Source organism: Mariniphaga anaerophila (genome assembly GCF_900129025.1).
GTDB lineage: Bacteria > Bacteroidota > Bacteroidia > Bacteroidales > Prolixibacteraceae > Mariniphaga > Mariniphaga anaerophila.
The window spans coordinates 642821-669689 of the sequence record NZ_FQUM01000002.1 but is presented as its reverse complement, the minus strand read 5'-3'; the positions used below and the strand labels follow the sequence as shown (position 1 = coordinate 669689).

21 protein-coding genes and 1 riboswitch are annotated in these 26869 nt (G+C 42.7%); of the genes, 11 read left to right on the top strand and 10 right to left on the bottom strand.

Annotated features, from left to right (window positions below; translation table 11 throughout):
• Positions 1-3 precede the first annotated feature (3 nt).
• The 9 genes from BUB08_RS05860 to BUB08_RS05820 form a co-directional block, all read right to left on the bottom strand.
• Positions 4-1614, bottom strand: coding sequence for a sodium:solute symporter family protein (locus BUB08_RS05860; RefSeq protein ID WP_072999746.1), 1611 nt, complete (start codon positions 1612-1614; stop codon positions 4-6).
• An 11-nt stretch (positions 1615-1625) separates the two neighbouring features.
• Complete coding sequence (locus tag BUB08_RS05855) at positions 1626-1805, bottom strand: symporter small accessory protein (protein ID WP_072999744.1); 180 nt, start codon at positions 1803-1805, stop codon at positions 1626-1628.
• Between the two features lie 32 nt (positions 1806-1837).
• Positions 1838-2278 carry a hypothetical protein gene (locus BUB08_RS05850; RefSeq protein WP_072999742.1) on the bottom strand — a complete coding sequence of 147 codons (441 nt, stop codon included), beginning with the start codon at positions 2276-2278 and terminating at the stop codon, positions 1838-1840.
• Between the two features lie 10 nt (positions 2279-2288).
• Positions 2289-3593, bottom strand: a complete 1305-nt coding sequence (locus tag BUB08_RS05845; RefSeq protein WP_072999740.1) for a phenylacetate--CoA ligase family protein — start codon at positions 3591-3593, stop codon at positions 2289-2291.
• A gap of 14 nt (positions 3594-3607) precedes the next feature.
• Positions 3608-4870 (bottom strand): hypothetical protein, encoded by a 1263-nt coding sequence (locus BUB08_RS05840; RefSeq protein WP_072999738.1) that lies wholly within the window; start codon positions 4868-4870, stop codon positions 3608-3610.
• Positions 4871-5204: 334 nt separating this feature from the next.
• On the bottom strand, positions 5205-6497 hold the full coding sequence (locus BUB08_RS05835) for a hypothetical protein (RefSeq protein WP_072999736.1): 1293 nt from the start codon (positions 6495-6497) through the stop codon (positions 5205-5207).
• 261 nt (positions 6498-6758) lie between these two features.
• On the bottom strand, positions 6759-7319 hold the full coding sequence (locus BUB08_RS05830) for a DUF3267 domain-containing protein (RefSeq protein WP_072999734.1): 561 nt from the start codon (positions 7317-7319) through the stop codon (positions 6759-6761).
• 153 nt (positions 7320-7472) lie between these two features.
• Entirely contained in the window at positions 7473-8963 is a 1491-nt protein-coding gene (locus tag BUB08_RS05825; RefSeq protein ID WP_083570604.1) for a S41 family peptidase, read from the bottom strand.
• A 34-nt stretch (positions 8964-8997) separates the two neighbouring features.
• Entirely contained in the window at positions 8998-11505 is a 2508-nt protein-coding gene (locus tag BUB08_RS05820; protein ID WP_072999732.1) for a TonB-dependent receptor, read from the bottom strand.
• Between the two features lie 272 nt (positions 11506-11777).
• Positions 11778-11840: riboswitch (Fluoride riboswitch) on the top strand.
• 23 nt (positions 11841-11863) lie between these two features.
• On the opposite strand from BUB08_RS05820, the gene crcB reads away from it, so the two are divergent.
• The 9 genes from crcB (at position 11864) to BUB08_RS05775 (ending at position 22642) form a co-directional block, all read left to right on the top strand.
• Positions 11864-12241 (top strand): fluoride efflux transporter CrcB, encoded by a 378-nt coding sequence (gene crcB / locus BUB08_RS05815; protein ID WP_072999730.1) that lies wholly within the window; start codon positions 11864-11866, stop codon positions 12239-12241.
• A gap of 121 nt (positions 12242-12362) precedes the next feature.
• Positions 12363-12728: a DUF190 domain-containing protein gene (locus BUB08_RS05810; protein ID WP_072999922.1), complete on the top strand. Its 366-nt coding sequence runs from the start codon at positions 12363-12365 to the stop codon at positions 12726-12728.
• A 126-nt stretch (positions 12729-12854) separates the two neighbouring features.
• Positions 12855-14135 carry a phosphopyruvate hydratase gene (gene eno, locus BUB08_RS05805; protein WP_072999728.1) on the top strand — a complete coding sequence of 427 codons (1281 nt, stop codon included), beginning with the start codon at positions 12855-12857 and terminating at the stop codon, positions 14133-14135.
• A 16-nt stretch (positions 14136-14151) separates the two neighbouring features.
• Positions 14152-15312 (top strand): MFS transporter, encoded by a 1161-nt coding sequence (locus tag BUB08_RS05800; protein ID WP_072999727.1) that lies wholly within the window; start codon positions 14152-14154, stop codon positions 15310-15312.
• A 12-nt stretch (positions 15313-15324) separates the two neighbouring features.
• A complete protein-coding gene (locus BUB08_RS05795; RefSeq protein WP_072999725.1) occupies positions 15325-16011 on the top strand; it encodes a response regulator transcription factor in 687 nt (228 codons plus the stop codon).
• Complete coding sequence (locus tag BUB08_RS05790; RefSeq protein WP_072999724.1) at positions 16008-17294, top strand: sensor histidine kinase; 1287 nt, start codon at positions 16008-16010, stop codon at positions 17292-17294. The genes BUB08_RS05795 and BUB08_RS05790 overlap by 4 nt, the downstream gene beginning before the upstream one ends.
• Before the next feature lie 81 nt (positions 17295-17375).
• Positions 17376-19787 carry a TonB-dependent receptor gene (locus tag BUB08_RS05785; RefSeq protein ID WP_072999722.1) on the top strand — a complete coding sequence of 804 codons (2412 nt, stop codon included), beginning with the start codon at positions 17376-17378 and terminating at the stop codon, positions 19785-19787.
• A 111-nt stretch (positions 19788-19898) separates the two neighbouring features.
• Entirely contained in the window at positions 19899-20423 is a 525-nt protein-coding gene (locus tag BUB08_RS05780; protein WP_072999721.1) for a hypothetical protein, read from the top strand.
• 338 nt (positions 20424-20761) lie between these two features.
• Positions 20762-22642 carry a mechanosensitive ion channel domain-containing protein gene (locus BUB08_RS05775; RefSeq protein ID WP_072999920.1) on the top strand — a complete coding sequence of 627 codons (1881 nt, stop codon included), beginning with the start codon at positions 20762-20764 and terminating at the stop codon, positions 22640-22642.
• 57 nt (positions 22643-22699) lie between these two features.
• Here BUB08_RS05775 and BUB08_RS05770 read toward each other — a convergent pair whose 3' ends face one another.
• Positions 22700-23362 carry a metal-dependent transcriptional regulator gene (locus BUB08_RS05770; RefSeq protein ID WP_072999719.1) on the bottom strand — a complete coding sequence of 221 codons (663 nt, stop codon included), beginning with the start codon at positions 23360-23362 and terminating at the stop codon, positions 22700-22702.
• A gap of 141 nt (positions 23363-23503) precedes the next feature.
• Here BUB08_RS05770 and BUB08_RS05765 point away from each other — a divergent pair, with 141 nt between their 5' ends.
• The gene (locus BUB08_RS05765; RefSeq protein WP_072999718.1) at positions 23504-24535 is read left to right on the top strand and encodes a metal-dependent transcriptional regulator; all 1032 of its coding nucleotides are present in this window, start codon (positions 23504-23506) and stop codon (positions 24533-24535) included.
• Position 24536: 1 nt separating this feature from the next.
• Positions 24537-26771: a ferrous iron transport protein B gene (gene feoB / locus BUB08_RS05760; RefSeq protein WP_072999717.1), complete on the top strand. Its 2235-nt coding sequence runs from the start codon at positions 24537-24539 to the stop codon at positions 26769-26771.
• Positions 26772-26869 lie beyond the last annotated feature (98 nt).

Genomic DNA, 26869 nt, shown 5'->3' with positions numbered 1-26869 from the left:
GTGTTACGCTTTAAAACATTTATCAAGATGCTGCTGCGAGAGCGTGCATTTTTTAACCAGTGCGCCAATGGTTGTTGCAATTACTGACGACGGAAGAGCTACAACTATCGGGTCGACCATTGCCAGTTTAGCCAAACCGGTTTCTTTCACCAGGGAAGTTTTATTAAACAAAGCCATACACAACTGCAAGCTGGAAGCTTCTTTTTCGTGAATAAAGAATATCCAAAAAATACCCACAACAAAACCGGTAACCATTCCCGCAATAATTGCTTCTTTTGAAATAGTGCGAATAAACAACGCAGAAATATACGCCGGCAGAAACGACGCCGCACACAGGCCAAAAAACATTGCCGTTCCGGTAGCAATAATCTGCATGCTTGTATCGAGCTGATTGGCAAGGTAAGCAAGAGTAACACTAATTAATATGGCCACAAGAATACCCGTTTTGGTTATCAGAATGGTGTTTCCTTTTTTGTTCATTGCTTTTTCGTACACATCGCGCCCCACGGCGGTACCCATGGCATGAAACTGCGAACTCAGCGTACTCATGGCTGCCGCCACCAGCGCCAGAAAAAAGATAACTCCGAACCAACCCGGAACATAGTTTTTTATGAACATCGGAATTATTTTATCGTTTCCTCCGGCGGCAATTGTTGCAATACTGCCCGTTTCCTCAAAAAAGAAAAGATTCGACAATGGGCCGATAATGTATGCCACACCTGTTGTAACCAGAATAAAAATCCCTCCGGACACCACTGCCCTGTTCAGCTCCCGGTTGCTTTTTACAGTCATAAACCGCACCACCAGCGGAGGCTGGGCAAGTACTCCAATGCCAACTCCCATAATAATTGTTGTAATAAGCGACCACCAGGTTGGCGAACCGGTTTTAGGCATCGATGTCCACCCCGCAAAACCTCCCTTCACCAATCCTGCTGTCTGCTCCTGTACATCGGGATTATCAAACAAATGCGTAAGTTGATCATGGGCGCTGGTAACACCTCCCAATTTTGAATAGGTATAAATAATCAGGAAAATCATTCCCAGAAACATAATTCCTCCCTGAAAAGCATCGGTGTACATCACTCCTTTCAATCCGCCCATCCACACATACAACGCAACAACAGCGGCAAAAAAGAGCAACGAAATTTCGTATGAAATTCCAAAATGCGTTTGAATGAAATCAGTTCCGCCTTTGAGCACTGCGGCGGTATAAATCGGCATAAACAGGAAAATAACGACTCCGGCAAAGCCCTGAATAAATTTTGAGTCGAAACGATTTCCCAACAATTCGGGAAAAGTATGGGCATCAAGACTGTAACCCATCCTTCGTGTTCGTTTCCCAAAAACCACAAAAGCGATAAAAATACCCAGCAAAATATTCAGGAAAGTAAGCCACAGCAACCCCATCCCCAACGTTCCGGCAGCTCCGCCAAACCCAACAATGGCCGATGTACTGATAAAGGTAGCACCATACGACAACGCCATAATCATCGGGTGAATCTGTCTGCCTCCCAGCAGGTAATCAGTTGAGGTTTTTGTGTGACGGTATCCCAAAAAACCAAAAAAACTTATGATAAAAAGATAGACCAACAAAGCGATTGTATTTCCCAGCATAACCTGTTCTCCTATAATGATTCTTCAATTTCAGACTCCTTCTTTTTCCAATCCGATTCTTCCTGAAAATCATCGGATTCACTCTTAGCGCCTTTATTCCAGTTTATCACGCCATAAACCACACAGGCAATTGTGCTTAAAGCACAAAGCAGGTACGCCAGCAAAATCCACGAGTCGCTTATTCCTATCATAACAAAAGTTTTAATTGATTTTATTCTGAACCCTAACTATCCTTTAATCCATACACTTCGTCATCCGGAACCAGTTGCAGTCCGGCTGCTTTAATCTTTTCCTCTGCGCCTTCAATATCTTCAACATCAACGGCCAGGTAAGCCATTACGCCTATTTCGATATTTCGCCCGTAGGCATTGGTAAAATTGATACCGGCAGCAGCAATTTTCTTCAGAAGTTCATCGAGCCCGCCGGGAATATCGCCCATTGCAAAAACAGCAATTTCCCTGAGCGTTGCCGATACTCCTTTTTCGGTGAGTGCCTCTTTTGCCTTTTCCGGGTTGTTTACCAGCAGGTTTAAAATTCCCCAACCCTGCGTTGTATGCGACAGAGTTATTGCACGAATATTTACGCCAACATCTTTAAGAATGCCGGTAACACGTTCGAAATGCCCTATTTTATTTTCAAGAAAAACAGAAACTTGATAAGCCATAATTCCAGATTTAAATTTTTACTCGTTTATCAATCACCCGCACAGCCTTTCCTTCCGACTGCGGAAGAGAACCCGGCTCAACCAGCTTAACAAACGGTTTCACCAGCACCTCATCCCTAATTTTACGGATGATGTCTTTTGTGAGTTTATCCAGTTTGTATAAATCTCCGGAAAACCATTCGCGTTTAACTTCCACCTCAACAATAAGCTCGTCGTTATCACCCACGGTATCCAGCGTAATCAGGTAGTCGTTACCCACTTCGGGAATTTTCATAAGAACCCCTTCAATCTGCATCGGAAAAATATTGCACCCTTTTACAATAAACATATCATCGGAGCGCCCCGAAATTCGGTCCAGCCTTCGGTGTGTTCTTCCACAGGGACAATCACCGGGCAAAAAACGCGTTAAATCGCGGGTGCGGTAACGTATCAGCGGCATTGCCTGCCGGTTGAGGCTGGTCATTACCAGCTCGCCTACTTCCCCATCCGGAACAGGTTCGAGTGTCACCGGGTCAACAATTTCTACAATGTAAGCATCTTCCCAAATATGCAGGCCGTCCTGATAAGTACATTCAAAGGCCACTCCCGGGCCATTCATTTCCGACAAACCGAATGAGTTGTATGCTTTCACGCCAAACATCTCTTCAATCCGGCGTCGGTGTTCTTCCGAATGCGGCTCTGCGCCAATAACAAAAGTGTGCAGTTTGGTGTCGCGGCGTGGGTCGAGGCCTTCTTCAAGAAATACATCGTAAAGCCGCGCCAGGTAACTGGGAATAGCATGAATAGCGGTCGTTCCGTAATCCTGCATCAGTTTTATCTGCCTGATGCTGTTTCCGGCGCCGGCAGGAATACTGAGGGCTCCCAGTTTTTCAATTCCGTACTGAAACCCCAGTCCTCCGGTAAAAAGGCCGTAACCACTAACATTCTGAAAAACATCGGTATCTCTAACCCCGGCTGTAAACAACGAACGGGCCACTAAATTGGCCCAGTTGTCCAAGTCGGCAGCCGTGTGAAATATTACGGTCGGATTTCCGGTTGTACCCGACGAACTGTGCAAACGAACAACCTCTTTTTTGTTGCACGCCAAAAATCCCCACGGAAAATTATCTCTCAAATTCTGTTTTGTTGTAAAAGGGAGCTTGGTTACATCTTCAATATTTTTGATATCTCCGGGTTTTATCCCTTTGCTTTTGTACAAATTCCCGTAATACTCCGACTGCATGGCAACGCCGATAATGTGGTTCAGTTTTTCTACCTGAACCTTGTTTATTTCACCACGCGGGAGTGTTTCAATTTCTTTTTCCCAATAATTCATTATAAATATCTCTTTTAAAAACTGTGAGTCAGCGAAATAATACCTCTGTTGTTTATTGCTTTGTGTGTGGAAGAAAACAGGCCGTTTGAAAAATCGATTGTACCGGTGCCGTAATTGGCAGCAGTCATTTCATACTCCCCCACCAACCTGAAGTTTTTAAGGTTAAGCGAAATATGCGGGGCAACGCGGTACATCTTCTGCATGTTCAGAAACGATCCGTAAGTTTTTGCCTTGCCGTCGTCACTATAAAGAGGCTTGTCGGTTCCCAGATTTCCACCGTAGCCACCAAACATTCCAACCCGCCATTTGCGGCCATACACAACGCTTAACGAAGTGGTGTAGGTTGTGTAACTGGTGTATGTTTCGCGGCCGGTTTGCGGGTCTAAAGATGCAACTCCGTAGCCACCGGGCATTACCAGATGCGACATGTTTTCCCCCAGATATGTTTTGAGCAAAAACATAAACTTATCTTTCTTGTATCGTCCGTACGCCATGTAAGTTGCACTGGAAAGAAATTCGTCGGCAACGGCGCTTTCTTCAGTACCACTTATGAGCATTCTGGGTTTTATTCTTTTATAACCGGCGCCGGCGCCAACAGTAACCGCTGCCTGGTTGTATTCAGTGGTAAATACCAGCTCGGGAACCAGCGCGTTTCGTTTTGCATGATTGGTAGTAAGCAAAAATGAAAAGTCAGCCATATCGGCCAACGGAGAGCAATACTGCATCTCGGAAACAGCCGCTGCCGACACGGAAAATCTGCCCAATGCCATGTTGTAGCGAATCATGGGCGAGCGGTTGAAACAACTAAAAGGTGCTCCGGTATTGAGCCCTGCTACCACAGGCACTGCGCTTCCTCCGAAAAACGGATGCCAGGTTTGCCCAACCAGCAACGACGATTTTTCCCACGAAAAAAGGGAATAGGCCTGGCGAATTCTGAAAAGTGTTGGGTCTGATTTCAGGTTCCCGGCAAAATCAAATTCTATTAAACCAGTTGCCTTGGCATTCAGTACTTCGGGGAAACTAACGCGAACACCCAGGCGCGACGCCACCGCCGAAATATTGGAGCTTGGCTGCTTGTTCACTTCTACCCCGTTGGTAACCACGTACAACGGCAGCAAATAAAAAATATCGTGCCCTGCATCAACTCCTTTGTATGAATCCACATAAGCGTCGACCCGCACAAATCCATAAATATCTACTTTGGGTTTTTCGTCAGATTGACTTCTCGCAGCGAAAGCACACAGCAAAGCTATCCCTGCAACTATAATCTTATTCATAAAATCTGGTTAATGATACGATTTAGCAAACACGGTTTTTTTGGCGAAATTGATTTTTAGTTTCACTTTAACAAATAAAGCGACTACAAAATTAACATTGCTAACTAATAAGGCAATTATTCTTACGATTTATCTGAAATATTTTGAAAAATATTTTGTCAGATTTCTGTTAATGAAGCCGGTGCAAAAAAAACAGGCCGAAAAATAGTTACTCCCAAAATCACTAAAACAGACTCCGCAGACCGAACAAAAAGATTCTTTTATCCACTAAAACCAATTTTGTACATCGGTGTAAAGCAGCGGCAAAAAAGGCTAAAAAAAATGTAAAACGGATTTATATTACAATCTGGGTTTGAAACAGAAATGCTCCCAAATGATCTGCGCCGTCGGCATTGTCAGACATCGGGCGGAGCGAGTACTGCACAGACAGTTTCAGTTTATGCCCGTTAACAAACAGGTTGGCGCCAAAATCGTGGTTGGAAAGTGCCCTGGGCAGTGCCTCGAAATTTTTGTGCGAATACGCATAAAAAAGCTGTAACCGACCGGCTTTTTCAAAAAGGTTCTGAGGAAAAAGGTACCCAAAAGTGCCATACAATATATTCCCTGTTCCGGTTTTAAATTCATTGTTTCCAGCTCCTTCGGCAAGAGTTCCGCCGTGCCAGTAGTTCATTGCCCCGGATCTTCGCAAATAGTTTTTCCCGAAATCGTAATCGTAAAAAACCGCGTAAACAGACACTGTTTGATTGTTTTCAAAAGGCAGCTCCATAAAAAAATCTGTTCCAAATAAAGCACGGTCGTTTAATGTCCGATTGCCTTCCTCGTCGAATTCAGCAATTGCATCAGGGAAAATATCAAAGCCGGCGCCAACGTTACAGATTTTTTTTGTTCCGAAATAAGTCATCGGAACATACGATGTTTGAAAATATTCCTTTTCCCAAAAATGCCAGGCAAAATATCCTTTGTACGCCAGGTTAGTAGAGGGAAATTCGTAGCCTTTTTCTTGTTCGGGATTTTCTGGAACGCTATTGTAAATCATCGGTTTTGCAACTGAAAACCGGTAATTAAGCTTTCCGGCAGTGCCTTTTGCAAAAATGCCTAACTGACGAATATTGAGATCGGTATGATTCACCGCGGGGATGCTAAACCCCGGATTATCCAAAGTCATTGTTTTCTGGTAGCTGGTGTTTGTTAACCGCGAAATTCCGTTCCAGCCATTCAATCCGATTCCCACACTGAAAGATTTTGGCACGAAATCGTACATTGCCCAAACATCGTGAAAAAAAAGTACTGACTTGGGGTTAGAAGCATTCAGATTATTAAATCCCAACTGCGTATAAAAGATGATGTTGTCGTTTAGTTTATTAAACATGGAAAAACGCGTGCGGCGCAATGCCAAATCGGCCTCAGCATTAACCGGGTCGCCACTTGCCGTTTTGCTGCCCGGGTTCAGTTGTGTCTGTCTGAACCAAAACTGCGATGCAAATGAAAACTTTGAGTAAGCAGATCCGTCTTCATTCAGTTTAATAATAATGCCTTTATTTTTTGTAAGGGATGAGTTGTTTTTGCCTTTCGCAACAGAACAGAAAAAAATAAGAACAATAAATGTAATAATTTGTGATGCCCGCATAATACTCCTTTTTACCGCTGAAGGGTTTTGGTTTTCTTTTATGTTTGCCTACAAAGTTAGCATAAACGAACCGGTTCAATTTTTAAATTGGCGGCCTTTAAAAAAAAGTTAACATAAAACGGTTTTGGCAAGGTGCCTTACCTGAAGCGTAGTGCAGACAAAAAACTATTTACTAAGCGGCATGAATTCCAACTCGTACCTCTGTTTAGTTAACGATTTCATACGCTGAGTAGACGTATTGTTGTGTGTAGCTTTTAACTTTTATTCAAATTCCAGTACAAACCCCATCTTGTCAGGATGGTCAGAAACATAAATATTATTGTCGAGTTTCCACAGCATAAACAGTGCAATAATATCTCCGCCAGCTGCCCAGGTAAAAAAGATTCCAAAAGCCAGAACTCCACCATGTCCGATTACGAATCCGATTATTGATGGAATTATACCCATGATAATTAATGGCATTGCTGCGCCAATTTTGTAATGTTTTACTTTTAGTGGTTCTTTACAATGGCAATACGGGGTCAGAAATTTCCATTTTACTCCAAAACGAATTGATTTGAATCCATTGTTTGCAAAGTATCCCCATGTTAATCCGTGTAGCAACTCATGTACTAGTATTCCAGCAATCAATACCAATAAGAAATAGTCATCAAATGCTTCTTTTCCAGCCTTAAATGTTTCGTACCCCCACACTAAAACAAATGGGTAAAGAATTACTGCTGTTATAGGAAAAGCCAATAGCACGGCAATCAAATTTACTTTTCCCATGCCCATCGTATAATCTTCTGTTTTTTTGCTCTCCGGTTTTGCTGTTTCTTCCATATTCTCAGTAGTATCTTTTCTTAACACGCACGCAACGGTAAAGTAAAAAGTAGTGCAAAATTAGTAGAACTTCACTTTCAGTTTACTCTTACATTTATTTAAATTCCATTTATTTAAAATCAGTGTTCTATCCCGCATTATGCTTTTACAATGTTAGCTACAGTTTTTTATTTTTTCGATGGCAAAATTCAGCTGAGTATCCTTGTTATTAATAAAATCTTCATAGGACTGACCAATTTTAAAATCGGGTATAACGCCATCGCCGAATTTTTCATCTGGTAATTCTTTAACGTCTTGTCTAAGGTCAACAACTGAAAATGTTAGTAGAAATTTAGAGTTTGGAAGCTCGTAAGTCATTGGCATATGTCCGGTATGACCGTAATAGCCTCCCATTGTTTCTTCGCCAATGATTATTGGAACTTCATCACTTTTCATCCAACTCGCAAAATGTGAACCTGCTGAAGCTACAATCGGGTCAATCAACAAAACAATCTTTCCTTGAAAAGCATTTGCGTTAGGATGCCATACTTCATTAAACTCAGGAGTTTGATAGTATTTATTGTTATTGAATACAGCATGTGTTTCTTTAAAGAAATTTGTTAAATCTTCCACGTCATCGTAAATGTAATATTCTTGAAAAGGTATCTCTTGAAATAACGTGTATGCTGAAATATTTTCCCGAAACGTTCTTTGTGTTAAATATGAATAGAGAAGTAGTATGTTTACACCATTTCCCCCACCGTTTCCGCGAATGTCAACAATTAGATTTTTTACTTCCTGATTTTTAATTGTTACGAATACTGAATCTAAAAAAGCAGCATATTTTTTATGTCCTTCCGTTTCTGATTCGCCCATCGCAAAGGATTTAACCGTTAAAAATCCTGTTTTTAAACTATCTATAAATGTATAGGAGTACTCTTTATTGTTCTGAATTTCTAATTCTTTAGAGTGTCTGTTATTGAAATTTTCATAAAAGTCGGAATAAGTTGTGCTTTCAACTTTTATTTTTTCAATTTCGTTTGAGTTATACTGTTTGTATTCAATAGTGTAATCATTTTGCTTTCCTAATGCAAAGTAAATGTATGAAGGCAAATAATCTGTTTCAACCCACTTGTATTTCCCCGATTTATTATTCCCGTCTGTACTTCTGTACTTAGAAACTTGTCTTAAAAAACTATTGGCTTTTATGTTGTTAACAGAAATTATTTCGCTTCCAGCAGGAATTTTTTCGCAGGCGAGATTTGTAAACAACTTTCCATCAATATATTTTAAAGGAATTGGAAAAAATATTTTCTCTTTGCTTAAACTATCAAATAGCGAATTTGAAAAATCGAGATGACTGTGGCAACTGCCTGTAAAGTCAATAACGTTCCATAGCAGATTATAATATTCTCTGTAGGATAAACTGTCTGTTATTTTTGCCTTATTTTCTGCAAAAACACTGTCAATTTGGTGCATTGAACGATACTTGTAAAGTCCGGCATTTGCTTTTTGATAAATGGCTTCAAATACCTCAAAGTCTTGAAGCATTTCTTGTTTTGATAGGGATTTATTCTCTTTTAAGTTTTGATTTTCATTTCCGTTTTTACAAGAAATCAATAAAATTAAACTTGATAAAAGGGTAAACTTTATAATGCCTTCCATTGCGTTGTTTGTAAAAATTGGGGCTAACTATCTATTAGAACTTCCACGATATTCTTGTTCCCAACATTCGGGGAGCGCCTGGAATACAGGTCGGGTTGCCAAACAGACTTCCGGTGTTTCCTGCACTCACAATGTATTCTTCGTTAAGCAGGTTGCTGGCCCAAAAAGCCAGTGTAATTTTTTGAGCCGGGCACTCAATCCCGCCTCTGAAGGTGAGTAACCCGTAGCCGTCCTGTTCCAGTCCTGGAGTATTGGCATCCTCAAAAAATATTTTGGTTTTGTACGACCACGACGGAACTGCAAATAGATTCAGGTTTTTGGTGATTCCGATGCGGCCGTTCAGCCCAACAGAAAAGCTGTGGTCCGGAGTCAGCCTGAACTTATTTCCGGCGTAAGCCTGTTCTGCGCCATCAGTATCTTTGTCGGCAAAAACAGCATTTATGTATGCATAATTTCCAAAAATATGCAGTGCATTAAAAATGGCATACCTGAGGTTTGTTTCAACACCAAATGCCGATGCTTTTCCGCCGTCTTTTACAATATAATTAAACTCCCCGGTGTTGGCGTCTGCTACCCATGCCGACGTCTGAAAATTCAGGTAGCGATGAGAAAAAGTGCCTATGTCGAACCACAACCGTTTACCGGCTGTTTTAAATCCCAAATCGAAACTGTACACCTTCTCTTCACTGAGAACCTGCTCCTCTCCTGCCGAAGTAAACTGAAGCACTTTTGGGCGGTGCCCTTTTGAAAAACCGGCAAACAGGTTGTTGTTTTCGTTAAAAGCATATTTAAAACCTGCACGCCATGTAAAAGCCGTTGCCGATTCCGAAATGATTTTCTCTTCGCTTGGTTTGAAAAACAGGTTGGGATAATTTCCAGAAAGCATTCCGAGAGTTGACGGTTCCCCGCCGGTCATTTTTGCTTCGCTGGTAAGTTCAAACCATTCCCTGATTAAACGAAACCCTCCGGTAACACTCAGTTTGTTGGTTAGCAAATATGTAGCATCGGCAAAACCTTCGAATGCCTGATTTACGGCGCTGCTGTTATTTTCTTCCTGATGATTGGTACCCAGCGGCATCCCGGCGAGCGGGCCTAACTGCGGGTCGTTGGGAAGATTGGGCATCGACGCCGGCTGCCCGTCGGGAGTAACAAGGTAACCCGTATCAAAAAACAGGTGAAACATATCCTGGTCGTTGGGCGAAAACCAGTAATCCTGACTGGCATGTTCATTCCAGTAACTTCCCCCAATGCTGCCGTTCAATCTGTTTTTAACAGAATAGTTGTACCTGATTTCCTGGTAAAACTGTCGGGCTCCGTCATCTTCACTCATATCAATGGCTGCTGCGGCCGTGCCATCTCCGTCCCACCGCGAGTAAGCACTAATTTTCCGAAAAGAGCTCACCGATGTCCAGAAATTATTTTCGTTTACATAATGCCGTGCCGACAGAGTAGCATCAAATATCTCTTTTTCAGTGGCGAGGTTGTCGCCCTGTTCGAGCGATGCGGTGTAATCAAAAGGATTTTTGCTCCCCTCGGTATTGGGATAATTCATGCTCATGAAACCCAGTCCGGGGTCGTCATCTTTTTGATAGTTAACCACCAAGTCAATTTTATCTTTTGCAGAAGGCAGGTAGCGCACCGAAAATCGTCCGGCAACAGTATTTTTTCCGTTCAAATTTCCGCCAAACGTATTTTTAATGTATCCGTCCCGGTAGTCGTAAATTCCGGCTGCCCGCACCAGCAATTTATTTTTCACTACCGGAATATTAATTGCGCCACTCAACTCTTTTCTGTTGTAGCTGCCTGCTCCGGCATTAACAAATCCATTCAAACTATTGTCTGGTTTTTTACTGATGAAATGAATAGCGCCAATTTGTGCATTCCGTCCGAAAAGTGTTCCCTGCGGGCCCTTCAGTACGTCTATTTGCTGCATATCAAACAGTTCTACCGCAGCTCCACTAATGCGACTGATGGGAACATTGTTGTAAAATACCGAAACCCGCGGCTGCGCAGTAGGGCTTACTTCGTCGCTGGTGAGTCCGCGAATTACAAAGCTGGGACGGTCTGTTCCCTGCATGCGTACGAGCAGACCGGGCACAAATTCCGACAGTTCGTTCAGTCCGGTAATATTATTATCTTCTATAAAACGCGAATTCAAAACACTCATGGTAATGGGAACATCAATAATCTGCTGTTCACGTTTTTGCGAAGTAACAGTTACACTTTCGAGCGTAATCTCCTGCTTTTCAAACACAAAATCACGAGTATTTTCTCCGGGCCCGATTTCAATTTGAACCGACTGGGTTTTATACCCCACAAACGAAGCCTGAACCGTTATTTCTCCCGCCGAAAGCCTATTAAACAGGTACTCGCCGGATTCGTTTGCATTTACTCCGCTGCCTGTTCCCAAAATAATTACGCTTGCACCGGGCAGAATATTATTGTCTGAATCGAAAATTTTTCCATGTAAACTACTGTTTTGAGATTTGGCGTAGAAACTAAATACCAACAGGAGCAAAATTGCAGATAAGGCTTTTTTCATAGGATTGATTTCTTTGTTTTAAAAGTGTTATGTGAAACTCTCAGCGGCATTAATCGTACTCTTTTCCAATTATTGTCATGCGCGCTTCATCACCGCTTTTCTAGTTTTTTTCGATATTTTGCGGCTAAAATAAGAAAAAAGAGAACATTACAGTGTTTTTTTCACAATGTTACAATTAATGCAACGGGTTCATAATTTAACTCACCGTTAAATGTTTAAGAGCAAAACATAAAAGATTTAAATCGTTTCGTCCCGCTGTTGCGTTTTACTAAATTTGCATAGGCAATGAGGTCTGCCATTAACTGCCGTAAAAAGCTGATGACTTCTACCAGCAATCACAAATTTAAAAGTTGTGCTTATGGTAAAGTCATTTATAATTGCAGGAATTGGCGGATTTTTAGGCTCGGGGGCCAGGTTCCTGGTATCCCGGTTCATTCAAATCTCATACACTTCGGTATTTCCCTGGGGAACGTTTACTGTCAACATTATTGGAAGCCTGCTTATCGGAATTTTCTTTGGAATTTCAGAAAGAGGGAACTTCATGTCGGCTGAATGGAGGTTGTTTCTGACCGTTGGTTTTTGCGGTGGCTTTACTACTTTTTCATCGCTCGCAAACGACTCTTTTCTACTTTTTCAAAGCAAAGAGTTTTTTCGTTTTGCAGGTTATGCATCACTCAGTTTTATGCTCGGATTGCTGGCTGTTTTTTTGGGTCGTACACTCATTAAACTTCTTTAATATGAAACGAATATGAACTTTCTTCATTCAAAATTCACAAAAAAAAATGATAAAAATTTATGTGAGTTCCTGAATGTCTTCAAATTTTTTGAACACTCATAAATCAAAAAATTTTATACAGATGAAAAACAATACCAAAGCGCTGCTGCTTCAGATTTTTATTGGTTCAACCGATAAAACCGAACACGATCTTTTATACGAACACATCGTTTTTAAAGCGAAAGAAGCAGGGCTGGCCGGAGCCACCGTTCATAAAGGAATACTCGGTTTTGGCGCCAGTTCAATTATTCATTCGTATAAGTTCTGGGAAGTAACTGAAAAAGTACCCACACTCATTCAAATAGCGGATGAGGAAAAAAAAATTATGGACTTTTTCGAGACCATCCGTCCAACGTTGGAATCGACCAGGTACGGATGCCTTGTTACCACTCAGGAAATAAACGTTCTGATGTATGAATCAGGGCAGAAAAAGTTTTTTGACTTTTGAATCAGTCAAAAGCGAAACCAGATAACTACCTAACAAACAGCACCGAAAGATTATCAGAAGAACAGGTTTTTTCGAAATAAACCTGCGATTTATATTGAATACTTTTACAAATTAAAATTAAATGAGATGAAAATAGGAAAAATTCGGGCGATGGAAATTCTTGATTCCAGAGGGAATCCGACAGTAGAAGTTAATCTGAAACTGGAAAATGGAACAACCGCACGGGCAATGGTTCCCAGCGGAGCGTCAACAGGCGAACGCGAAGCAACCGAGTTACGCGATGGCGACAAAAACCGCTTTGGCGGTAAAGGGGTTTTGAAGGCCGTTGCCAACGTTAACACAATTCTGGCTAAAGAGCTGGAAGGAAAATGCTTCAGCAGCCAGCGCGAACTGGATTACCGCATGATTGAACTGGACGGAACACACAACAAAGCCAAGCTGGGTGCCAATGCACTTCTTGGCGTTTCTATGGCTTATGCCAGGGCACAGGCTGCATCTGCCGCAATGCCCCTTTACCAATACCTCGGAGGAAGCAATGCCTACCTGCTGCCGGTTCCGTGCATGAACATTATTAACGGAGGAAAACACGCCGACAACAACGTAGATTTTCAGGAATTTATGATTGCCCCCCACGGTGCACCCACTTTTGCAGAATCAATTCGGATGGGAGTTGAAGTTTTCCACACACTGAAATCGGTTCTGAAAGGAAAAGGCTACAGCACCGGAGTTGGCGACGAAGGCGGATTTGCTCCCGACCTGAAATCCAACGACGAAGCAGTGGAAGTTATTCTCGAAGCCATTACCAAAGCAGGTTACAAACCGGGCGACGAAGTAAGTATTTGCCTGGATCCGGCATCAAGCGAAATGTGGGAAGACGGGAAATACAAAATGTTTAAAAGCACCGGCAAACTGGTGTCAAGCGACGATATGGTAAAACTTTGGGAAAGCTGGACTGACCAATACCCTATTGTTTTGCTGGAAGACGGACTGGCTGAAAACGACTGGGAAGGATGGAAAAACCTGACCCAGGCCATCGGCGGGAAAATAGAAATTGTGGGCGACGACCTTTTCTGCACAAACAAAGCTATTCTGGCTAAAGGAATAGAAAAACAGGTTGCCAACTCTATTCTGATTAAACTGAACCAGATTGGAACAGTTACAGAAACGCTGGAAACCATTGAACTGGCGTACAAAAATTCGTACAACTGCTTTGTATCACACCGCAGCGGCGAAACCATCGACAGTTTTATTGCCGACCTTACTGTAGGAATTAATGCAGGCCACCTGAAAACCGGAAGCGGTTGCCGTGGCGAACGCATCGAAAAATTTAACCAGTTAATGCGTATCGAAAACGAGCTTGGAAGCGCTGCTAAATTTGCAGGCAAAAAAGCGTTTAAAAATGCATAACAGAACTAATCCGTAAATGAAACGATTTAAAAAATCGCCCTGGGCATTTATTGTGCTTCTGGGGGTTGTTAGTTTATTTTCGGACATGACACATGAAGGGGCCCGGGGAATAACCGGGCCTTTTTTAGCCTCATTGGGAGCCACTGCCACTGCAGTTGGTTTTATCGCCGGGTTTGGCGAATTAACCGGGTATGCGTTGCGTCTGATTTCCGGCCTGATTAGCGACCGCACAAAAAAGTACTGGACAATTACAATAGTAGGCTACTTAATTAACCTGCTTGCTGTGCCCGCGTTAGCTTTAGCCGGAAACTGGCAAATGGCAGCGGTGTTCATGATTATGGAACGGTTGGGAAAAGCAATTCGCAATCCGGCACGCGATGTGATGCTGTCGCACGCCACTTCGTCTGTTGGCCACGGACGCGGATTTGCAATTCATGAAGCGCTTGACCAGATTGGCGCAGTTACCGGGCCGTTGATTGTAGGCGCTGTTTACTATTTTTCCGGCAGTTACAACAGCTCGTTCGCAGTGTTACTTGTACCGGCCGTTATCGCCATTTCCATATTACTTGTTGCACGGCTAAAATATCCTGCACCCGAAATTCTGGATGTGGAGAAACCGGACACTCAACAAAAATTCCCAAAAAAATTCTTCATTCTCTATCTAATTGCCCTCTCGTTAATTGCTGCCGGATTTGCCGATTATCCGCTGATTGCATTCCATTTTGAAAAGACAGCGCAGGTGCCAACCGAAATGATTCCGGTGATGTACGCCATTGCCATGGGAGTAGATGCAATTGCCGCCCTGCTTCTGGGGTCTCTTTTCGATAAACACGGAATTAAAATACTCATTGGAAGCACCTTGATTTCATTGTTTTTTGTCCCGCTGGTTTTTATGGGAAATTTCTACACGGCGCTTCTGGGAATGGTTTGCTGGGGCGTAGGAATGGCGGCACAGGAATCGGTAGTTCGTGCGGTGCTGGCATCCACAATTCCTGTGGAAAAGCGGGCAACCGGATTTGGTGTTTTCAACGCAGTATTCGGGCTATTCTGGTTTTTAGGCAGCTTTTTTATGGGATGGTTGTACGATGTTTCAATACCCTGGTTAATTGTTTTTTCGATGTCGTTCCAATTAGCATCAATTCCTATCTTTGTAAGGCTTTCCAACCGGAAAGCGTAAATTGCAGGAAAAATGAAAATTCTTCTGATTGAAGACAACACTGATTTAGCTTCCGGAATTGAGAAATACTTGTCGGACGAAGGCTACCACTGCGAACTGTCTCAAACGGTTGAGCAGGCGCTGGAGAAAATACAACTGTACGAGTACGACTGTATTTTACTGGATATTTCGTTGCCCGACGGAAGCGGCTTTGTAATTCTGGAGAAGTTAAAGCAGTTGGGAAAACAGGATGGCGTAATTATCATTTCTGCTAAAATTTCGCTTGACGACAAGTTGAAAGGACTCTCCATCGGTGCCGACGACTACCTTACCAAACCGTTTCATTTGGCAGAATTGTCAATGCGCATCAGGGCGCTCATCCGGCGACGAAAATTTAACGGAAATAACATCATTCAACAAGGAGGAATACATATTGACCTGGCCGAAAAAATTGTACAATATAACGGAAAAACAGTAGAACAGCTTTCGCCCAAAGAGTTCGAGCTGCTCATTCTTTTTATCTCGTCGCCTCATCGGGTTTTGTCGAAAGGCAGCATTGCCGAACACCTGGCCGGCGACAATGCCGACACGTTCGATAATTTTGATTTTGTGTACGCCCATGTAAAAAACCTGAAGAAAAAATTAAAAAATGCCGGATGCCCCGGATATATTCACACCATTTACGGCATGGGCTACAAATTTAAAGTTGAAGGACTATGAAGTTGTTTCACAAAACACTACAGATTTACCTCACTTTTTCCATAGTCGTTTTTATAATCAGCATCCCGCTGTTCTATTTTCTTGTTGAGAAGCTCTGGATTGAGGATGTAGACGATTCGCTTTTTTTTCATAAAGAAAAAATCATCGCTGGAATCAGCACTTCGGGCATCGACTCGCTGGCTATCGATAATTTCACCAGAGTTGCGCTCGACTTTGACTTGGGCATTTCGGTTTTCCCGTTAAATGAAAATGCAGCAGAAAAAGACTCTGTTTATTACAACAAATTTTACGACGAAACTCGCACCCACATCGAGCCTTTCAGAGAATTAAAATCTGTTGTTAATGTAGACGGCAGGTCCTACGAAATTTTAATTCGTAAAGATTTGGTGGAAAGCGCCGACCTTATCCGGGGAATTGCAATTACCCAGTCAATTCTGTTTTTTGTTTTGCTGGCCGGCCTGATTTTGCTGAACAACTATTTCGCAAAAAAAACCTGGCGCCCGTTTTATCACCTGGTTTCCCGGCTGAACACTTTTCGAATCGACAAAGAACAACCCATTGAACCTGAAAAATCAAACATTAACGAGTTTAATGATTTGGGCAATTCGGTTTCGGAGCTGACAAAAAACAACATCAGAAGGTATAAAGCGCAAAAAGAATTTACGGAGAATGCCGCACACGAAACGCAAACCCCGCTGGCAGTTATCAGAACGCAGACAGACCTTTTTGCGCAGGACAAAAATCTCACAAAAGAACAGGCCAGAATTGTGGAGAAGATGGACAAAAATATTACCTACCTGAACAAACTGAACCGCAACCTGCTGCTGCTGGCGAAAATTGATAACGACCAGTTTAGCCTGAACGAAAAAACAGATGTGTTTTTAGTTTTACAGGAAACCATTGATATTTTTTCGGAACAAATCGGGTTGAAGGGAATTCAACTAAAACAAAACCTCAATCATCATCCGGTTATTCTCTCCAACTCCTACCTGATGCAACTGCTTTTTACCAACCTGATAAAAAACGCAGTCAAATATAATGTTCACGGCGGGTTTGTTGAAATAGAACTGAACGCCGGATTTTTTAAAATCGTAAACAGCGGAGATGAACAGCCGTTGCCTGCAAACGCTATTTTCAAAAGATTTTACAAACAAGGAACCAGCGAAACAAGCTCCGGACTCGGGCTTGCCATTGCCAGCCGAATTTGCGAACTGCTTCAGCTTAAAATCGAATACAATTTTGAAAAGCCCAACCGGCATTGCTTCAAAATTATTCTGAAATAATATTTCGGACACTGCATCAAATTCAAAATCTTTTCAGAATTGGGCCGTTAATTTAGGCCGAACAATTTTATACCTGGAAAAATGAAGCACTTTTTTTCGTTGCTGTTTATTTGCATTTGCAGCATTCAAGTTTTCGCAAAAGGCGAAGGAGTAATATCCGGACGCGTTATTGACAGCGTAACCAAAGAGCCGTTACCTTATGCAACCGTTACCGTCAATTCGGAAGAACAGTTGGTTACCGGCACTGTTACAAACGTAGACGGAAGGTTCACAATCGACGGCGTGAACGAAGGCAACTACACGGTTTCCTGCTCGTTTGTGGGTTACAACTCAAAAGAAATTCCGCTGTTGATTGGCAGGCTGAATACTATTTTTGACTTGGGCAGGATTACGCTCGAACCTTCATCCGAAAACATCGACGAAGTAATTGTATCTGCAAAAAAGGAGATTGTTTCGTCGGGCCTCGACAAAAAAAGCTTTGATGTTGCCAAAAACGTTTCGCAATCAGGTGGTTCTGTTCTCGATGCCATGCGCAACCTGCCCGGGGTCACCATCGACCAGGAAAGCAAAGTGCTGTTGAGGGGCAGCGACAAGGTTTCGGTGTTAATCGATGGAAAACAGTCGAGCCTCACCGGCTTTGGCAACCAAAAAGGGCTGGATAATATTCCTGCTTCCAGCATCGAAAAAATAGAAATCATTAACAACCCGTCGGCAAAGTACGATGCAAGAGGAATGGCCGGCATCATCAATATAATTTATAAAAAAGAAAAAGAGACCGGATTTAACGGAGAAGCCGGGTTCAATTTTGGACTGGGAGAACTTTCGCAACGGAAATCCAACCTTCCCAACATCATGGACAAATACTCTTTCACGCCAAAATACAACCCTTCAATCAGCCTGAACTACCGCACAGAAAAAGCAAATCTGTTTTTGCAGAGCGACGGGATTGTCCGTTCAAAAGTGAACAGCAATGAGTTCTCAACGCGTAAATATTCCGACGGAACGCCTGATGTTATTTCTCAGTTTTTGGAAAACAGAACCCAGCAAGAGTACAACATAAAAGTGGGGTTCGACTGGTTTATGAACGACAAAAATACACTCACCCTTTTCGCACTATTTGAGGATGAATATCACATAGACCGCGGGCATGTTCCGTACGACTATCTGACGAACGGCAAACGGAAAAGATTCTGGACATGGGCAGAAGACGAAAACACACGCTTTATTAATTATGCGGCCAACTTTAAACACAAATTTGCGGAACCCGGGCACGAAATAGAAGCCGGATATTTGTACACTAAAGGAGGCGAAGACGAGCTTTTTCCGTTTACAGATTCCAGTGCCGTGCGTAATTCTACAGACGAAACCCACCTGAAGGTAGACGAAATTGTGTCCAATTGGAATGTCGATTATGTGAAGCCTCTTCGATCAGGAAGAGTAGAATTGGGCACCAAAGTTCAACTGCGAAGAATCCCCATTTCCTACAAAATTAATCCGGGAGAAAATTCTATTCTAGATCCGAATCTTGGCGACTGGTCTGAGTACAACGAAAACATTTACGCCCTGTATTGCAATTATGTTTTCGAATCGAAAAAAGTGGACATCGAAGGAGGAATGCGGTTGGAAAATACCGGCGTAAAATACGACATCGACCCCGAAAATATTTACTACACAACAAACGACGATTACAACTATCTCTCCCTGTTTCCGAATGTGCGGGTTACCTACAAAATCAACGTAGGGAACAAACTCTCTGCATTTGTTAACCGCCGCGTTGACCGCCCGGGAGAATTTGAACTTCGTCCTTTCCCGAAGTACGACGATCCTGAAATTTTAAAAACCGGAAATCCGTACCTTCGCCCGCAATTTACAAACACATTTGAGCTGGCTTATAAAACAAACTGGACAAATGGTTCGGTTTATTTGTCGGGATTTTACCGCACAATAACCGATATTTTCTCGCGCATTTACACCAACGGAAACACAACCGGCGAAACAATCATCAACACCATTCCGCAAAATCTGGGCAAGGGTTCAAACCTGGGTTTTGAACTGGCTTTTGACCACAAAATAACCAGCTTCTGGAATATGAATGGAAGTTTTCTGTGGTATGCCAACCAGATAAACGCTTTCTCGGGAACGAGCATTTACCCGCAACCACAGCCATTCCATTTTGAAGAGAATAAAAGCAACACCTGGAATCTCAAACTGAACAACAATCTGGAACTTCCGTGGAATACAGAAATGCAGGCAACCGCCATTTACTACGCCCCTGATATTATTCCGCAGGGCAAAACAGAAGATCGCTTTTCGTTTGACGTTGGCCTAAAAAAAATTCTGATGAACGGAAAAGCTGAACTCATGCTTTCAGCCGTCGACCTTTTTAATACCTTCGGAATCAGTCAGGTTATCGAGGGCGAAAATTTCACACTAAACACAGAAAACTATTACGAAACACAGGTAATTACGCTTGGGATAAAATACAAATTCTGACGCTAAACGTAAATAGTTTGCCAAAATGAGGCAACTCGATTAAACCAGAAATAAATTAGGTAGTCGATACATTAAGCCGGATCACTTTCCGGCTTTTAAATTTATCAGATTATGGAAAACAGAAAAAAAAGATCACTGGCCTACTACATGCGAATGCTTCACCGCGACATCGGTTTTTTTATGATTGGGTTTGTTTGTATTTACTGCTTAAGCGGCATTGTGTTGGTTTACCGCGATACTGACTTTTTAAAAACAGAACGGGAAATCGAAAAACAATTGCCTCCTGATATCCAAGAGTCGAAACTTGGCATGATGCTGCGCTTGAAAAATTTTCAGTTGGAGAAAACCGAAAATGGCATCGTTTACTTTAACCTGGGCCAATACAACCAGGAAACCGGTATTGCAAAATATACGTCAAAAGAGTTGCCTGGGTGGATGAACAAACTGGTCGGACTTCATAAAATTACAAGCGGCAGTCCGGTGCATTGGGTAGCAGTTGTTTTTGGCGTGCTGCTGCTTTTCCTGGCAATTTCTTCTTTCTGGATGATAAAATCCGGAACAAAAGTATTTCGCAGAAGTATGATTTATGTAGCTGTTGGCGTAACCGCAATGTTGCTTGTTATTGTGTTGATGTAACGCGGTAACAGCTTACATTCCCGGTTGCAGATTTCCTCGTGATTTCATGTTGGAAATAAGTCAACCGACGAACATTTTCAGAACAACTCCGGCAGGTTTTTGCTATTTAGGAAAAAAGAAAAACTACCGGTAACGTTTTGCGCCTCATTGTACTCAGCCATATTTTTAATAAATTGCCGTTAAGTACCGGAAAAGCTGCATTGAACCTGTTTCAGGTTTGTGCGTTTTTTCTTTGTAACGGAAACTTTGTCAGAGACAGATTTCCGGAACCAGAAAGAAAAAGGATGTTGCAGTTATACAAAAATCGGGCTTTCGATGAAGCAATTTATATGTTGACTATGAAGAAAATATTCGCGAAAATATTGCCGCTGTTTTTAGTGTTGTGGAGTTTTGCATCTTCGGGACAAGTTGACAGCACAACTCAAACAACGGATTCTGTTAATATTGCTCAGTTTCAGGAACAGAACCAAAAACTTATTGAGGCCGAAAAACAGCGGATTGCAGACTCGCTTCGGAAAGCAGAACTGGAATCGGAGCTGGCGGCACTAAAATCGGCAAACGATCTCAGAAAAGAGAGCCTGGAAAAACAACTGAAAGAAATTGAAGAAAACAACAAAAGCAGAATTGCGTACAAAAAAGCGCACATCGATTCGTTAAGAAATTCGAATGAAGGATTTCCTGTAATTGGAGTAAAAAAGGACACGTTATTCCTGATTTACTCAAAAATCGGCGCTTTTGTTCCCGGCGAAAGAGCCACAAACATCAGCAAAAAAATAGAAGCGCTGTACGACGACAATTACTTCAAAGCTGATTCCATACTGGTGCAAAAATCAGACAACACCTACGATATTGTTTACGGCGAAACAATAATTATGAGCGTTTCTGAAAACGACGCACTTTGGTACGGAAAAAGTATGCCGGAGTTGGCCGGCGATTTTAAAAACACCATCAAAGAATCGGTTGTAAAAGCCCGGAAAGAGAACAGTTGGCTAAAGTTTATCGGGCGGATTGGACTGGTGATACTTGTTATTATTATTGCTCGGCTTTTTATCTGGTTGATCGGAAAAGGTTACGCAAAACTTTTAATTGAAATTCAACTAAAAAAAGACAAGTGGCTTAAAGATTTGTCGTACAGAGATTATACATTTCTGGCGGTTGAGCAGGAGCTGCAAGTCATTCTTCTGCTGCTGAAACTGCTCCGGTGGTTTGTTTACGCCGTCCTCCTTTACATTACACTGCCCATTATTTTCAGCATTTTCCCTTTCTCGCGCGACTGGGCAGATGCCTTGTTCCATTTAATTTGGTCGCCTTTTAAAGGGGTACTGGTTGCAATATGGGAGTACCTCCCGAAACTATTCAGCATTCTGGTTATCTACTTTGTAATGAGGTATGTAATCCGATTTGTAAAATACATATTCGGCGAAATTGAAAAGGAGAAACTTAAAATTTCAGGTTTTCATCCCGACTGGGCCATGCCAACGTACAGCATTGTTAGGTTTTTGCTGTATGCATTTATGTTTGTGTTGATTTTTCCCTATTTGCCCGGCTCCGATTCTGACATTTTTAAAGGAGTTTCTGTATTTATCGGAATTCTATTTTCATTAGGTTCGTCATCGGCAATCGCCAACATAATTGCCGGACTGGTTATTACCTACATGCGTCCGTTTAAAATTGGAGACCGCATAAAAATTGGAGATGTTGCCGGCGATGTGGTTGAAAAAACACTTTTGGTCACGCGAATCAAAACAATTAAAAACGAAATTATTACCATTCCCAATTCGTCTGTTCTCACCGGAAATACAACAAATTACACCATTGTATCGCAGCAGGAAGGATTGATTGTCAACACAAAAGTTACTATTGGGTACGACGTTCCGTGGAAAACGGTGCACCAGGCTTTAATTGATGCTGCGCTGAAAACAGAAATGATTCGTCCCCAACCGGCGCCATTTGTTTTACAAACCAGTCTCGATGATTTTTACGTATCGTACCAAATTAACGCATACACAAAAGAAGCGAGTAAACAGGCATTAATTTATTCGATACTGCACCAAAATATTCAGGATGTGTGCAACGAACGGGGAATCGAAATCATGTCGCCCCACTATCGGGCGGCAAGAGACGGAAGCACGTCGACAATTCCGGCCGACTATTTGCCAAAGGATTACAAAGCTCCCGGCTTTAAAGTAGAAATTGACAACGAAAAGGAAACTCAATAAAATACTGAAGCGAATTCTGTTTTCGTGTAAGCAGAAATAAAAGCCTCGTTTAAAAAATCAAACATTCAGTTGCTCAACAAAAAGCCGTTCACACACCTCTCTGCTAAGAGTTACCGAAGTTTCTTCGCCATAAGAAATAGTCATGCTGCCATCAAAAGATTCGATGTGAGTGATTGTAATTTCGGCGCCAAGCTCCAGTTTTTTGTTGTTCAGGTACATTAAAAAATCGCTGTTACTATGCAGTAATGCGCGCAATTTAACCTTATCCCCCACCTTCATTTCCGACAATTTCAGGCTATGCCTCAAGTGTATTTTCCCTTGCCTGTCAGGAATTGGCGAACCATGAGGATCAAAAACCGGATTCCCCAGCACCTCATCCATCCGCTCAAAAAGTGCTTCGGAATGAATATGCTCCATCTCTTCAGCAATTTCATGCACTTCCTCCCAGCCGAAATTCAGCTTCTCAACCAAAAACATCTCAACAATCCGGTGTTTCCGAATAATTAACGCGGCCTCTTTCCGCCCCAGGTTCGTCAACTTAATCGGTTTGTATTTTTGGTAAACCACCCAGCCTTCGTCCTGAAGCCTTTTTACCATGCTATTAACTGTTGGCACACTTACGCCCAGCCTTTTTCCAAGTTCCGAAGCTGCTATAGTTCCCACATGCTCCTCAATCAGGTACATGCTTTTCAAGTAATTCTCTTTCGTTTTCAAAGGCATCTATTAAGAATTTCTTACAAAGATAAAAGAATATCAAAACAACAAAGTTAGAATCATCTAAATTTATATATTTGCGTCAACTAACAATTTAGAATTTGAATCCCGGTTTCGAATCGGATCATAAATAATTATTGAAAAATTATGGAACCTTTTTTCAACCCGATAATAGCAATATTGCTTGTGCTTGTTGCAATAGCAATTATTTTCTGGCTGCTGTGGCCGCAGAAAGGCCTCTGGGCAAAGCTGAGCAAATTAAACATGAACAGCCGCCGGGTATTACTGGAAGACACGCTTAAATTTTTGTACGATTGTGAATACAAAGGAGTGGAATACAAAATTCAGGATCTGGCCAAAAATTTAAATACCACAAAAGAGAAATCGGAAAAGTTGTTGAAACTGCTTCAAACAATGGAGCTGGTTTCAAAAGAAGAAAATACGTATCGATTAAACGATGCCGGGCGGTCGTATGCATTGCGCGTGGTTCGTATGCACAGAATCTGGGAACGCTACCTGGCTGACGAAACAGGGCTGAACCAAACAGAGTGGCACACAAAAGCAGATTACCTGGAACACAAAATGTCGGATGACGAAATTGACAAGCTTGCTGCACAAATAGGCAACCCTGTTTTCGACCCGCATGGCGACCCGATTCCGACATCAAATGGCGAACTGCCCGACCACAAAGGGAAAGCGCTGAGCGAACTTAAAAAAGGAAGCATTGCCCGTATTATTCATATTGAAGACGAACCGGTGGAAGTATACCAACAGCTGGCCGCAGAAGGACTGTACCCCGGAATGCAGGTGTATGTGCTTAAAGCCGAAAAGGACAAAATTACTTTTGCCGCCGACGGACAGGAATGCACTCTGATTCCTCAATTTGCTGCAAGCATAACTGTTGAAGCCATCGATAAGGACAAATTCACTTCGGAAAAACCGTTGCAGTTGTCGTCTCTCAATATTGGCGAAGAAGCTGAAATTGCCGGAATATCACCCAACTTCAGAGGACAACAGCGCCGGAGGTTAATGGATTTAGGCATTGTTCCCGGCCGCCGGGTTGCTGCCATCATGCAAAGCGCTTCGGGCGATCCGGTGGGGTACCGCATTATGGGAACCACCATTGGCATTCGAAAAAGCCAGGCCGACCAAATTTTCATAAAAAACAAAGTAAGCTAAAATGAACACTCTAAATAATTGCGCAAACTGCCCCGTACACCACAAAGAAAACCTGACTCGCTTAGGTGTGGACATGCAAAATTCTGATTTTGTAATTACACTTGCCGGAAACCCCAACACCGGGAAAAGTACCGTGTTTAACAACCTCACCGGCTTGCGACAACATACCGGAAACTGGCCGGGAAAAACGGTAACACGAGCCGAAGGCGGTTTTTCGTACAACGAAAAACGTTACAAAGTAGTTGACCTTCCCGGAACATACTCGTTGCTTTCTACCAGTACCGACGAGGAAGTAGCGCGCGATTTTATTTTGTTTGGCCGCCCCGATGTTACGGTAATTGTTGCCGATGCCACCCGGCTGGAACGCAACCTGAACCTTGCCCTGCAAATTTTGGAAATAACCGACCGCGCCGTGCTTTGCCTGAACCTGATGGATGAAGCCAAACGCAACGATATTGAAATTGATGTACGCGCCCTTTCCCGAGAACTGGGCATTCCGGTAATTGCAGCCTCGGCCCGCCGCAGACAGGGCATGCAGGAGCTGTTGGCAGCCATCGAAGAAGTAGCTTCAGGAAAGTATGTTTGCAAGCCCAGGCGCGCAAAAAACCAGCCTGCCAAATTAAAACATGCCGTATCAGTAATTACAGAAAAACTGAACGAACAATTTTCTGATTTACCAAACATAAACTGGGTGGCACTACGTTTGCTCGAAGGCGACCAGAGTATTATTGACGCCATCCGTTCGGGCGATCTGGGGCTTTTAAAACAAGATCTGCCTTCAACGGTTTCAGAAAAAATACAAGATAGTAACACCCAACAGCAAGAAAGAGAAAACATAATTTCCACAGCCAACTCCCTCCGCTGGGAACAGGGAATCGACTTTCACGATTCCGTTATTGAATCGATTTATGAAGAGGCTTCGGAAATCGCAAAAAAAACCGTTTTCCAAAAAGGAAGCAAATCCGCTTACGGGCTGGACATAAAAATTGATAAAATTGTAACCGGAAAATGGCTGGGATTCCCAATCATGTTTCTGCTACTGGCAGGAGTTTTCTGGATTACCGTTTCGGGAGCCAACTACCCTTCGGGCCTTCTGTTTAATTTACTCATAGACAAACTGCACCCGGTGCTTAAAGAAGCGGCAACAAGCATTAACATGCCCTGGTGGCTCAGCGGTGTTTTAATCGATGGCGGCTACATGTCAATGGCGTGGGTAATTTCTGTAATGCTACCGCCAATGGCTATATTTTTTCCACTTTTCACCTTGCTGGAAGATTTGGGTTACCTGCCCCGCGTGGCGTTTAACATGGACAAAATGTTTCGAAAAGCCGGGGCACACGGCAAACAGGCACTTACCATGAGCATGGGGTTTGGCTGCAATGCCGCCGGCGTTGTGGCTGCACGTGTAATCGACAGTCCCCGCGAACGCCTGATTGCCATTATTACCAATAACTTTTCGCTGTGCAACGGGAGATGGCCTACACAAATTCTGATTGCCACCATATTTATCGGGGGAGCAGTTCCGGCAGGTATTGCAGGGCTTGTTTCTGCCGGGGCAGTTGTGGGAATAGCTTTGTTTGGTATTTTCATGAGTTTGGTTGTTTCGTGGGGGTTAAGCAAATCTGTACTGCGGGGAGAAGCTTCGGCATTCAGCCTCGAACTGCCTCCCTACCGTCCTCCACGAATACTGCAAACACTTTATACTTCACTTATCGACCGTACTGTTTTTGTGTTATGGCGAGCTATCGTTTTTGCGGTGCCGGCCGGTATTGTAATCTGGCTGGTAGCCAATCTAAAGGTAGACGGACTAAGCATTGCCGAACATTTCATCAATTGGAGCAATCCGTTTGCACTTATTTTCGGTCTGAACGGTGTTATCTTACTGGCGTATATTATTGCCATTCCGGCAAACGAAATTGTTATCCCGACAGTACTTATGTTAACTGTACTATCCAGCGGATTAACAGGAATTGGAAGCGGAAACGGAGTTATGTTCGAACTGGATTCGATAAACGGAACCGGAGAAATCCTTCGTGCCGGAGGCTGGACACTTCTCACCGCCGTAAATCTCATGTTGTTTAGCTTACTGCACAATCCGTGTTCAACTACAATCTACACCATTTACAAAGAAACCAAAAGCTTAAAATGGACATTGGTATCCACATTCTTACCCATTATTTTGGGATTGATGATTTGTTTCCTGACCACACAAATATGGATGATACTGATTCACTAAATAAACTATAAACCACTAACAATTTTTGCTTTCTTCGTGGCTATGCAAACAGCATTCATAAACAGGATAAAAAAGGCTGATGGCAGGAATACTGCTGC